Annotated in this window: 9 protein-coding genes; 4 read left to right on the top strand and 5 right to left on the bottom strand. The window is 59.2% G+C overall.

Going from position 1 to position 11,628, the window contains the following annotated elements; genetic code table 11:
* Nucleotides 1-966, bottom strand: coding sequence for an NAD(P)-dependent oxidoreductase (locus tag ACK3SC_RS16695; RefSeq protein ID WP_416841369.1), 966 nt, complete (start codon nucleotides 964-966; stop codon nucleotides 1-3).
* Nucleotides 967-1,136: 170 nt separating this feature from the next.
* Between ACK3SC_RS16695 and ACK3SC_RS16690 the strand changes: the two genes are divergently transcribed.
* Both ACK3SC_RS16690 and ilvA read left to right on the top strand, forming a co-directional pair.
* Nucleotides 1,137-2,417, top strand: coding sequence for an amidohydrolase (locus tag ACK3SC_RS16690; protein ID WP_416841368.1), 1,281 nt, complete (start codon nucleotides 1,137-1,139; stop codon nucleotides 2,415-2,417).
* Nucleotides 2,414-3,691: a threonine ammonia-lyase gene (gene ilvA / locus ACK3SC_RS16685; RefSeq protein ID WP_416841367.1), complete on the top strand. Its 1,278-nt coding sequence runs from the start codon at nucleotides 2,414-2,416 to the stop codon at nucleotides 3,689-3,691. Before ACK3SC_RS16690 ends, ilvA begins: the two co-directional genes overlap by 4 nt.
* A gap of 47 nt (nucleotides 3,692-3,738) precedes the next feature.
* Here the strand turns inward: ilvA and ACK3SC_RS16680 are convergent, their stop codons facing one another.
* On the bottom strand, nucleotides 3,739-5,097 hold the full coding sequence (locus ACK3SC_RS16680) for an aminotransferase class III-fold pyridoxal phosphate-dependent enzyme (protein WP_416841366.1): 1,359 nt from the start codon (nucleotides 5,095-5,097) through the stop codon (nucleotides 3,739-3,741).
* A gap of 161 nt (nucleotides 5,098-5,258) precedes the next feature.
* Entirely contained in the window at nucleotides 5,259-6,884 is a 1,626-nt protein-coding gene (locus tag ACK3SC_RS16675; protein WP_416841365.1) for a BCCT family transporter, read from the bottom strand.
* Nucleotides 6,885-7,316: 432 nt separating this feature from the next.
* On the opposite strand from ACK3SC_RS16675, the gene ACK3SC_RS16670 reads away from it, so the two are divergent.
* The gene (locus tag ACK3SC_RS16670) at nucleotides 7,317-7,970 is read left to right on the top strand and encodes a hypothetical protein (RefSeq protein ID WP_416841364.1); all 654 of its coding nucleotides are present in this window, start codon (nucleotides 7,317-7,319) and stop codon (nucleotides 7,968-7,970) included.
* Here ACK3SC_RS16670 and ACK3SC_RS16665 read toward each other — a convergent pair.
* Both ACK3SC_RS16665 and ACK3SC_RS16660 read right to left on the bottom strand, forming a co-directional pair.
* Nucleotides 7,967-8,389: a Rid family detoxifying hydrolase gene (locus ACK3SC_RS16665; RefSeq protein ID WP_416841363.1), complete on the bottom strand. Its 423-nt coding sequence runs from the start codon at nucleotides 8,387-8,389 to the stop codon at nucleotides 7,967-7,969. The two genes, ACK3SC_RS16670 and ACK3SC_RS16665, sit on opposite strands and share 4 nt — an antisense overlap.
* 29 nt (nucleotides 8,390-8,418) lie before the next feature.
* Nucleotides 8,419-9,798 carry an aspartate aminotransferase family protein gene (locus ACK3SC_RS16660; RefSeq protein ID WP_416841362.1) on the bottom strand — a complete coding sequence of 460 codons (1,380 nt, stop codon included), beginning with the start codon at nucleotides 9,796-9,798 and terminating at the stop codon, nucleotides 8,419-8,421.
* A gap of 156 nt (nucleotides 9,799-9,954) precedes the next feature.
* Between ACK3SC_RS16660 and ACK3SC_RS16655 the strand changes: the two genes are divergently transcribed.
* The gene (locus ACK3SC_RS16655) at nucleotides 9,955-11,622 is read left to right on the top strand and encodes an aldehyde ferredoxin oxidoreductase family protein (protein WP_416841361.1); all 1,668 of its coding nucleotides are present in this window, start codon (nucleotides 9,955-9,957) and stop codon (nucleotides 11,620-11,622) included.
* The last annotated feature ends 6 nt before the right edge of the window (nucleotides 11,623-11,628 follow it).

Raw genomic sequence — 11,628 nt, 5'->3', positions numbered from 1 at the left:
TCACTGATTCGGTGCTGAAACCTGATTGTGGAGCGGTTCGCCACTGTCGAGTCGGTCGAGGTTTTCGGCGACGATGTCGGCGAGGCGGTCCCAGTGCTTCGGGGTGTGACCACCCGTGTGGGGCGTGATGAGACAGTTTTCGAGCGTCCAGAGCGGGTGGTCCTGTGGGAGGGGTTCGGGGTCAGTCACGTCGAGGGCAGCGCCACGAATCTTGTTCGACTGGAGCGCTGAGACTAGGGCGTCAGTATCGACGATTCCCCCTCGGGCAGTGTTGACGAGGACGGCGTCAGTTCGCATCGTCGCGAACTCATCATCTCCGATGAGTCCGCGGGTGAGGTCGTTGAGCGGACAGGCGAGGACGACGTACTCACTTCGGGCGAGTGCGTCGTGAATCGCGTCGTCGTCGAATCCGACGACTTCGTCTGTCGGCCCCCCTTTCGATGGAGTGTACCGAACCCCGATGGTGTCGACGTCGAAGCCCTGTAATCGTTTGACGATTGCCTGCCCGATAGAGCCGAGTCCGACGATGGTCACCGTGCTATCGGTGAATTCGCTCGATTGGAAGTGCCGCCACTCAGCGTGTTGTTTGCGCCGCCATCCTTCGTGAAGACGGCGAGCGAAGACGAGCATGTTTCCGATTGCCTGTTCGGCGATACCCGGTGCGTGGATGCCGCCGGCGTTCGTGACAGCGACACCGTGGTCCGCGAGTGCGTCCATTGGAACGTGGTCGGTTCCGGCGAAGGTGCATGCGAACAGTTCGAGTCGCTCGGCCCGGTCCAACAGCCCTTCGTCTATCGTGATACCGGTGACAACGCGCGCGTCAGGGATCAGTTCACGTTCCTGTTTTGGTGTGCGAGCGAGTGTGACTGAACGGTCTGTGAGCCGCTCGCGAAGTGCATCTGCGTACGATTCCATCGAAAGGCCTTCTGTCCCCTCGCGGAGGACGACGACATCTGTCTCGGTCATATGTGCTGCTTGGTACGTCGGATAGTCAATCGCGGCCCCGGAAAACGTGTGTGACCAATCCGGCGCATCGTTGATAGACCGATTGCAAGGGTTCGCCTTAGTCCTTTTGCGTATCTGTCATCCACGGATACCGTTTATCATTAAGTGTGTGGAACATGCTACAACGACACATGGACGACAGTGTTCGCACGCGACTGGCGGAGCTACGCCGAGCGTTCCACCGCTACCCCGAACCGGGATGGTGCGAGTTCTGGACGACTGCCCGACTCATCGAAGAGTTACGCGAAATCGGTGTGGACGAGTTAGCGATCGGGCCCGACGCGTACGACCCAGCCGACAGGATGGCCGTCCCTGAAGACGAGGTGCTCGACGAGTGGTACGACCGTGCGCTCGACAGAGGAGCTGACCCAGCGATTCTCGAACAGGTACGCGGTGGCAACACTGGCTGTGTGGCCGTCGTCGAACTCGGAGATGGGCCGACTGTCGGGCTCCGCGTCGACATCGATGGCCTCTACATCGACGAATCTGCTGCCGACGGACACACGCCTGCTGACGAAGGATTCCGGTCCGAAACTGGCGAGACGATGCACGCCTGCGGTCACGATACGCACATGACGTGGGGGCTGGCGACGATCGACGCCATCAAGCGAAGTGACTTTTCGGGGCGGCTCGTCGTCTTCTTCCAACCCGCCGAAGAGGTTTCCGGCGGCGGGGCACCGATGGCACGAAGTGAGTACGCAGCCGACATCGACTACTTCTTCGCTGTTCACGTCGGCCTCGACCACCCCACGGGAGAGGTCGTCGCTGGTATCGAACGCCCACTGGCGATGTGTCACATCGACGTCGAAATCGAGGGCGACTCCGCACACGCAGGCAAGGCTCCAGAACAGGGTGCAAACGCCATTCAGGCGCTCGGAACCGCCATCAGCAACGTCTACGCGATTCCACGACACTCTGCTGGGATGACTCGCGTCAACGTCGGCCGTGTCGAAGGGGGCACCGCGAGCAACATCATCGCAGAAGATGTCGAAGCTATCGCGGAGGCACGCGGTGAGACAACGGCACTGATGGAGTACGCGAAGACCGAACTCACGAAGAAGTTCGAGACGGCCGCAGAGATGCACGACTGTGACGCAACCGTCGAGGTGGTGAGTGAAAGCCCTCGGGCCGACAGCGACCCAGAACTCGTCGACGTCGTCGCACGCGCTGCCGAAGATGTCGACAGCGTCGACCGTATCCTCCCGACGGCAGACTTCGGTGCGAGTGAAGATGCAACGTTCCTCATGAAGCGCGTGCAGGAAGAAGGCGGCCTCGCGTGCTACAGCATCGTTGGGACCGACCACCCGACGAGTCACCATACGCCTCGATTCGACGTGGACGAACGAAGCCTCGAGACGGGCGTCTCGGTTCTCTCGAACGCAATCGTATCAGTCTCGACAGACCGTCCATGAGTCGAGAGTCGGTTACTGGAGACGCCGTCCCCCCAGCATCCGAGGTTGTTACGATTGCGGACGTGAACGCTGCCCAGCGAAGACTGTCGGACATCGTCCACCGAACACCGCTCGACAGTTCGACGACGATAGCGAGACGAAGCGGTGCCAGCCAGGTCCACCTCAAACTGGAGAACATGCAGCGAACGGGGTCGTTCAAGATACGGGGAGCGTACAACGCCATGGCACAACTTCCCTCGGCTGTCAAGAATCGTGGTGTCGTCGCGTCGAGCGCTGGCAATCACGCCCAGGGCGTCGCACTCGCAGGGCAATTACTCGGCATCGACACCACAATCGTCGTTCCGGAGATAACACCGGCGGCGAAAATCGACGCGACACGTGGCTATGGCGCGACCGTTCTCGTCGAGGGCGAGCGTTACGAAGAGTCGTACGATTACGCACTCGAACTCGCCGACAAAGACGGATTGGAGTTCGTCCATCCGTTCGACGATGGCGACGTTATCGCTGGACAGGGAACAGTCGGCCTCGAACTCCTCGAAGCCGAACCGGACATCGACACAGTCCTCGTCTCGATCGGCGGTGGAGGGCTGATTTCCGGCATCGCAACCGCGCTGAAGGCATCCGATTCGGACGTTCGAATCGTCGGCGTCCAACCAGCGGGCGCAGCACACGCAAAACCCTCGATGGAGGCAGACGAGATTCGAATGCTCTCGGAGGTCGATACCGTCGCAGAAGGAATCGCCGACGCTCGGTTACTCGAGCAGACGTTCGCAGTCGTCCGCGAACGCGTCGACGACGTAGTTTCGGTGAGTGACAGTGACCTCGCCGTCGCGACGACGCTCCTCGCAGAGCGTGCCAAAACCGTGGTCGAGACAGCAGGTGCAGCACCCGTTGCCGCACTCCTCTCGGGTGCTCTCGATGTCGATGGCGAACAGGTCGCTGCAGTGGTCTCGGGAGGAAACGTGAACCTCACCGAACACGGTGAACTGACCCGAGTTGGGCTGCTACAACTCGGCCGCTACGTCGACGCACGACTCGAACTCGATGGCTGGCCCACAGTACTCGCAGACGTTTCAGCAACCGTCGAAGAACAGGGGGCCGAACTCGACAGCGTCGAGCGTGTCCGTAAAACTGCCGACGACACACCAAATCGTGTCCCGGTCGCGATTAGCCTCGAAGGAAGCGGCCCAGACCACCTGAAATCGGTTCTCGACTCGCTCTCGCAACTCGATGGCGTGATGGTTGCGGTAAACTCACTGGACGAGAACGCGTGACGGTGCCGGTAACCTCGATGGACGAGAACTGACCACCCCCGCGTGCGTCAGGCGGATACTTCTGTCGCGACGGCGTCCATCGCCTCACAGAAGAGTCCAATACCCATCTCGATTTCACGTTCGGTGGCATCGAGCGGTGGGAGTAGTCTAATCGTCTTCTTTCCACAACCGAGCGTCAACAGGCCGCGTCGTAACGCTGCCTCGACGACAGCGCTGCGGCGCTCTGGGGTGTCGAACTCGACGGCGAGCATGAGACCCTTTCCACGGATATCGACGACGTGGTCGGGTGCTCCGTCTCTGAGTAGTTCCTTCGCTTGCCGACCGCGTTCGGTTGCGTTGTCTAGCAGGTCGTACTCTTCGATTGCGTCGAGGGTGAGTGCCCCTTGCATCGACGCGAGCAGGTCGCCGCCGCCGAACGTCGACCCAAGTCGGTTCTTCTCAGAGGGGAAGATATCAGACCGGGAGATGGTCGCACCCACGCGGAGGCCCTTGGCACTCGCGATAACGTCGGGTTCGATTGGGTAGTGGTCTGCGGCCCACATCTCACCCGTCCGCCCGACGCCAGACTGAATCTCGTCGACGACGAGTGGGATGTCGTAGGTGGCACACACGTCACCGACTTCTTCCATGAACGCCTCGTTCGGGAAGCGATAGCCGCCGACCCCCTGAATCGGTTCGAGAATCGCAAAGGCGACTTCATCGGGGTTGACGTGGCCACCTTCTGGGGCGAGCGCGTTTCGGAACTGTGACCCGTCGCCCGCGAAGAATCCACACTGACACGAGTCTGCAGAACAGGCCGAGTCTTCACAGAACGGAATCGTCTTGACGCCTGCAATCTCTGGATAGTGGCGCGTGTAGACTTCTTTCGACTTGGTGAGAGAAAGCGTCCCGAGCGTTCGGCCGTGAAAACTCTTCTCGAAGGCATAGGCGTACTTCGCGGCGGGCTTGTGGTCGTGGGTGATTTTCATCGAATTCTCGATGGCTTCGGCACCGGAATTCGAGAGAAACACCGTATCCATCCCGTAATGAGACGACACGTCGGTCAGCTTGTTCATCAGGTGACTCGCACCGGGGAACTCGGCCGTCTCCGGGTCCGGTCCCGCCCCGAAGTACATATCCTGGCCAGCGATCTTCATCGGTTCGACGAGGTCGAACTCCCGGAGTTTTGAGAGTATCTTCTCGTTGTTGTAGCCGAGTGGTGCGGCACCGATGTGGCACGTGAAGTCCAAGAGGACGTTTCCGTCCACGTCGGTGACGAACGGGCCATCGGCCGCTGCCGTGATGTCCCAGACGAACTCGTGGGAGTATTCACTCGGTGCTGCGTGTTCCGAGTGGAATTCTATCCAGCGTTCGGCGTTGGGACCGGGCAGCGTTGCTGTGTCTGGCACCGCGGTATCCCGATTCATACGCAGCGATTCTCGACACCGTACATTAAAAGTTGGTATCAGACGGTGAGAAGAGTCTCATCGACAGACTGGGCCACAAATCGGGTCGAGTACTGTCTCGGGGTGGGTAGCAGCAAAAAGGCGGACGAAAAGAGGCACACACCGACGGGGACGATAGCAGACTAGTCGTCGTCTTGGCCCGAGAGGCCTGCCGCTGCCCTCCGGTCACCGTCCGAGGGGGACCGGCCCCACAGATTCGTCCGGTCCTGCAAGAGCAAGGGTCCGTAGTCGTCCTGGAACGACCGAATGAGGCCCAGAACCGTGATGATACAGATGACCGCGAACGGTGCACCGGTGATAATCGCTGCAGACTGCAGGGCACGGACACCACCGACAACCATGAGGATGGATGCGACGGCACCCTGGAGGACTGCCCAGAAGATGCGGTTGATGGATGACGGGTGCTTCTTGCCACCAGTCGTCATCATCGACACTGCCAGCGTCGAGGAGTCAGCCGACGTGACGAAGAACGTCGTCACGAGGACGAGGAACGCGAACAGGAGGATGGGACCGACGATCGGGAGGTTCCCGAACAGCACGTACCCCGAGACGGCTTCACCGTACTCAGAGACTGGTCCGAGAACGTTTGCAGCACCCGTGTGTTGCATGAGGACGCCAGAGCCACCGACGATGGCGAACCACGGAATCGTCGCGAGCGACGTGGCACCGATACCAGCGAACGCGACTTCACGGACACTCCGACCACGGGAGATACGGGCGATGAACAGACCCGCGAACGGTGACCACGCGAGTGGCCACAACCAGTAGAACACCGTCCAGGCGTTGACCCACTTGTTACCGCCGGCGACGGTGGCCTGCGTGAAGAGCGCCATCTCGAAGAAATCACCGATGAAGCCGCCGGTCGCCTGCGTTCCGAGTTCGAGGATGCGGACCGTCGGACCGAACACCAACGTGGCACCCATCAACAACAGGAACATGACCATGTTGAAGTTCGACAGGCGGCGGATACCCCTGTCGACACCCAACACCAGCGAGGCGGTGAAGATGACGACCATGCCCGTGATGACGAGGATGGTCCCGATGTCACCGAGTTGGATGCCCCACTGGAAGTTGAGACCGGTGATGAACTGGCTTCCGATGAACCCGAGTGACGTCGCGACACCACCGAGCGTCGCGAACACTGCGAGGATGTCGACGATTTTACCGAGTGTGCCATCGACGTTGTCTGCGCCGAGAATCGGCGTCAACACCGCCGAGACACGAAGCGGGGCGTCGTAGTTGTAGACGAAGTACCCGATTCCGAGCCCCATCACGGTGAAACAGGACCACTGTGTGAGACTCCAGTGGAAAATCGAGTACTGGACTGCCAGCGGCATCGCCGCCGCCGACTGGGCTTCAGCACCGTAAATCGGTGGCACAGTCGAGTAGTGGAACAGCGCCTCCGCCGGCCCCCAGAACACGATGCCTGCTGCGAGGCCAGCAGAGTACATCATCGCGAAGTACGAGAGGTAACTGTACTCTGGTTTCTTCTCTCCGAGACGCAGGTTGCCCCACGGCCCGAATATCACGAGGCCCAAGAACAGGACGAACCCCAGCATCGCGATGAGGAAGAACCAGTTGAACTGGGCCAGAATCCAGACACGAATTCCATCGACCGTTCTGTACGCCGCATCTGGACTGAGGCTGAACGCCACGACGAACAGGAGCGTGATAATCGCCCCGAACGCGAAAATAGTCGGTTCGATTTCGTCGAGGAACTCCGAAACCGCACCGTCAGAGGCGCTCATTCGTCTCACCTCCAAGCGCGTCTGTCAGTGAGTGGTTCTCGAACTGAGCGACACAACGACCGTCGTATGCGTAGGGTTGGGTGGAACACATCGTCATTATTCGTACGGAGTGCACCCTTGACACGTGGTGCCGTACGTCACGACAAGGGATGACATCTCCAATAAAATTTGTGGTTACTGGTGACGTCGACTACGATAACTGTTTATTTCCACGCCGTACCATATTGTTCGTTGACACCATACGTGAAAATAGACATACATCTTGTCGATGGGGAGATGGAGAACACGCTCCGATGTCGGCGCAACTCAGAGCAATTAATGCGTACACAGTTACTGTAGATATAATTTCATTAAACCCGCTTCAAAGGTGCGGGTGTCCTCGAGAGCACGTAATGCACAAACATTATTCGACATTGTAAACGAATTCTGTATATGAACGACACGCCAGACGGAGCGGATGGGGGTGCCGACCTCGCCTACGCACCGGACAGGGGTCGCGGAATCCTCACGCCGAGTGACCGGGAGTTCCTCCTCGGTCGGAAGACGGATTACACCGAGCACTCGAAGAAACAGAAGCGGAACCGGATTCGACGGCGACTCCGAAATGCGATACTCGACTTTTCGATTCTCTTCGAATCGCTCGAAGACCGGGACCGAGAGACGGTGTTCAACCCCGACGCCGAAGACCGAGAAGCCTATACAAACGGGATTACCGACATGCTGGCATTCCTCCATCTCGGCACCATGGGCTACTACACACCGTTCAAAGACATGCTGGCAGAGGGTGTCAACAAAGCCGAACAGGAACTTGCGGGGTCGGATTATCGAATGGTGACTGTCGATTTCAACGTCGAACCGGTCGGTCGAATCGACGTGGATGCAGTTATCGACAAACTCGAATTTGGTGAGTTCGAGCGTCTCTCGGACGAAGAACTCCAGGCGTTCGTCAGACTTCTCGCCGAGTCGAACGACTTCTCAGCGACCGAGTTGCGAGAAGATATGAAAGCACAGATGTCGGAGTTCATCGAACGCGTCGATGCTGCGAACGCCACGCGTGACCGACGAGTCGACGAACTCGACGACTAATCGTCTTGCGGACGTTTTGAGACGGCGCGGCCGTCTCCGAGAGAGGCGACCGCGTCCATTTCGACGCGGACGTCACCGGGCAGTCTGGAGACTTCGACACAGACTCGAGCAGGTGGTACGTCTGAAAACCGTGCACCGTACGCTTCGTTCACTCGGTCGTACTCGTCGAGGTCGGTGAGGTACACCGTGACTTTCACCACGTCGTCGAGTCCGTCACCACCTGCTTCGTCGACGACGGCAGCGATGTTGTCGAGCACTTGGTCAGTCTGTGCCTGGATGTCGCCCTCGATACCGTCTCCCGTTTCCGGGTCGACTGGCCCATATCCCGAAATGTACAGTGTGTCTCCTGCTCGAACGCCTTGCGAGTACGGGTTGTCAGTTCGTGGTGCGTCGTCCGTGGTGATTCGTTGTGGTGACATGAATATGTGGAACGTTCGTGCAGTGGGCGTCAGTGACGCTGCGTTTCGGTGGTGACAGTCTCGATTCCGTCTACGATGATGTCGAGTGCCGTCTCCGCCAGGTCGTGCGTGAGGACTAACGGCGGCAACAGACGGAGGACGTTGCCGTAGCGTCCGGCCTTCCACACGAGGACACCGTGCTCGAAGCAGTATTGCTGTAACGCCTCGGCCGCCTCGTCGTCGGGGTTACCGTTCGCATCGACGAATTCTGCGCCGATGAAGAGCCCTTTTCCGCGGACGTCTGCGATTCGTGGGTTCCCGTCTGCTGCTTCAGAGAGACGTGTCTTGATGTACTGTCCGAGTTCCCGTGCATGGGCGAGCAAGTCGTGTTCTTGGATGTACTCGATAGCGCGAGTACCCGCACGCATGCCGACGACGTGGCCACGATACGTTCCAGCGTGGTCACCCGACCCCCACGTGTCGAGGTCTTCGTGGTAGATGGTCGCCGACAGCGGGAATCCAGTTCCACCGAGTGCCTTCGCTGACGTCATCACGTCGGGCGTCACGTCGTACCATTCGCTGGCCCACCACTGTCCAGACCGGCCGAGACCACTCTGAATCTCGTCGAAGACGAGCGGAACGTCGTTGTCGTCTGCGATGTCACGAAGTCCTTTCAGGAAGCCTTTGGGCGGAGTGACGACGCCACCTTCCCCTTGAATCGGTTCGACGAAGATACCGGCAGGGTTCGCAAGGCCACCGTACGGGTCTTCGAAGATTGCTTTGACCTCTTCGAGCGAATGTTCGACCGCTTCCTGTGGTCCTTTGTCCAGTTCTATCGTGTTTGGATACGGTGCGTGGACTACGTCGGGAAGGAGTGGCGTGTAGTTACTTTTGAAGCTCTTGTTCCCAGTGAGGCTCATCGCGCCACTCGTCGCGCCGTGGTAGGCACCACGGAAGGCAACTAGTCCTGTGCCATCGGTGTTGTATTTCGCGAGTTTGATGGACGCTTCGATGGCGTCACTTCCGGTTGGCCCACCGAAGACGACTCGATTGTTCCCGCTGAGGTTGCCCGGTGCAATCTCGTCGAGTTTCTCGATGAGCTCGAGTCGTGCTTCAGTCGGGAAATCCACGGTGTGGACGAACTTGTCGGTCTGTTCGTGGACGGCGTCGAGGACGTACGGATTCGCGTGACCGACGTTCATCACGCCGATGCCGGCGAACATGTCGATGAACGTGTTTCCGTCTGCGTCGCGGACCGTCGCCCCCTTTCCGCTGTCGAACGCGATCGGGATGTCTTCGGGGTATGCGACTGCACTGCTGTCGATGCGCTGCTGTTTTTCGAGGAGTCGCTTCGAGTTCGGCCCTGGAACCGAGTCAACGTCCGGGGCATCGTCGAAGTGTAACTCGTGAATCGATGGACCCGCAGCCATGGTGTCACCCATGGGGAACAATCATATATAATTTATCCACGTTTTGTATTGAAGACGTACACAGTATCTGGTTCCGATACAGAGCAGTTTTGACTGACGCTGTCAGGGGTGAAGTAACCGTAATCGATTAGTGACACGCGCATCGTCTTCTTGCCAATGTTACACACAACGGGTTCGTTGCTGACGATCGACGTCGAAGCGCGGGAGACCCAGACCGAATCCATCGACGAGATACTCGAGTCGTACGTTGGTGGCCGTGGTGTTGGGACGAAACTCGCACACGACCGCGTGCCGTTCGACGTCGAACCACTCAGCAGAGAAAACCGGATATACTTCTCCACAGGTCCGATGCAGTCGTCGAACATGAGTTTCACCGGCCGAACGAACTGTACCAGTGTGTCACCCCTGACGGATGGTCTCTGTTCGTCGAACGCAGGTGGGTTCGTCTCGCGCCACATTGCGGCCACGGGACACGCGGCTGTCGAACTCACCGGGGCGAGTGACGAACTGCTCGTCCTCCACGTCTCCGACGACGGTGTCGAGTTCGAACCTGTGCCCAACCTCACCGGCGCGACCGTTCCCGAGACGGTCGCGTACCTCGACGACGAACACGGAATCGGTGCCGACCAGACCGCAGTCATCGGCCCGGCAGGAGAGAACGAGGTTCGGTTCGCCTCTATCATGACGAGTAAAGAGCGGGCGTTCGGCCGTGGTGGACTCGGTGCCGTGCTCGGATCGAAGAACGTGAAGGCAATTACGTTCGATGGCGACTCGGCACCAGATATCGAGATTCCGTCGTCACAGATGGAGATTCACCGTGAGGCCGCCACCGACGACCACATCATGAAGCGACAGGGGACTGTCGCAGTGTTGGATCTCGCCAACGAGATGAATGGTCTGCCGTCGTACTACTTCTCGGAACAACAGTTCGAAGGCGCCGAGGGAATCAACGGCGATGCAATCGAGAAGAAGAAGTACAAGAAAGGAACGTGTTCTGCCTGTGCGTTCGCGTGTAAACTCCCGACGAAAGACGAAGAAGCGGGCGTCGAAACCGAGGGGCCAGAGTTCGAAGTGACGATGGCCTTCGGGTCGAACTCCGGCGTCGACGACATCGTCGACGTGATGAAATCGAACGAACTCTGTGACAGATACGGACTGGACGCGATTTCGGCAGGAAACACCGTCGCGGCCTATCTGGCGAGCGAAGACGAGTTCGGTAACGTCGACCTCATCCACGAACTCGTGGAACAAATCGCGTTCCGCGAAGGAGTCGGCGACGACCTCGCAGCGGGTATCGCCCGAATCCACGACGACCTTGGTGTCGAAGACTGGACCGTGAAAGGATTGGACTTCGCCGCCCACGAAGGCCGTGTGCTCAACGGTCAGGGACTCTCGTACGCTGTTTCGAATCGTGGCGCAGACCACATGTACGCCGTCTTTTACTCACAGGAATACCCACTCGTCGGAAACGATGACGCGTATCCACCAGAAGGGTTCGAGGGGAAGCCACAGCGGCTTATCGAGAAGGAAAATCAGATGGCATTGAACGACAGCGGTATCGTCTGCAAGTTCTCCCGCGACTACATGACCCCGGAGCGCTACGAAGCGCTCTTCGGCGCAGATTTCGACGACCTGCTCGCCGCTGGGGACCGAATCGTCACGCTCGAACGGCACTTCAACAACCAGCGAGGGTTCGACCGGAGCGACGACACGTTGCCGTACGAAGACCAGTTGGACGGGTTCGAGGACGCGCTCGACGAGTATTACGACCGACGCGGCTGGACGGAAGACGGTGTCGTCCCGTCGTCTGCCGTCCCCGCCTGAACCCAT

Source organism: Haloferax sp. DFSO52 (assembly GCF_048158745.1).
Lineage (GTDB): Archaea > Halobacteriota > Halobacteria > Halobacteriales > Haloferacaceae > Haloferax.
Note: the sequence above shows the minus strand (reverse complement) of the source record. Positions and strands in the feature narration are given on the sequence as shown.

What these genes read in the sequence shown, in the direction of transcription:
- ACK3SC_RS16675 (WP_416841365.1), bottom strand. Translation starts at nt 6,884, where the DNA reads ATGAGCGCCTCTGACGGTGCGGTTTCGGAGTTCCTCGACGAAATCGAA.
- ACK3SC_RS16690 (WP_416841368.1), top strand. Translation starts at nt 1,137, where the DNA reads ATGGACGACAGTGTTCGCACGCGACTGGCGGAGCTACGCCGAGCGTTC.
- ilvA (WP_416841367.1), top strand. Translation starts at nt 2,414, where the DNA reads ATGAGTCGAGAGTCGGTTACTGGAGACGCCGTCCCCCCAGCATCCGAG.
- ACK3SC_RS16680 (WP_416841366.1), bottom strand. Translation starts at nt 5,097, where the DNA reads ATGAATCGGGATACCGCGGTGCCAGACACAGCAACGCTGCCCGGTCCC.
- ACK3SC_RS16670 (WP_416841364.1), top strand. Translation starts at nt 7,317, where the DNA reads ATGAACGACACGCCAGACGGAGCGGATGGGGGTGCCGACCTCGCCTAC.
- ACK3SC_RS16660 (WP_416841362.1), bottom strand. Translation starts at nt 9,798, where the DNA reads ATGGCTGCGGGTCCATCGATTCACGAGTTACACTTCGACGATGCCCCG.
- ACK3SC_RS16665 (WP_416841363.1), bottom strand. Translation starts at nt 8,389, where the DNA reads ATGTCACCACAACGAATCACCACGGACGACGCACCACGAACTGACAAC.
- ACK3SC_RS16655 (WP_416841361.1), top strand. Translation starts at nt 9,955, where the DNA reads ATGTTACACACAACGGGTTCGTTGCTGACGATCGACGTCGAAGCGCGG.
- ACK3SC_RS16695 (WP_416841369.1), bottom strand. Translation starts at nt 966, where the DNA reads ATGACCGAGACAGATGTCGTCGTCCTCCGCGAGGGGACAGAAGGCCTT.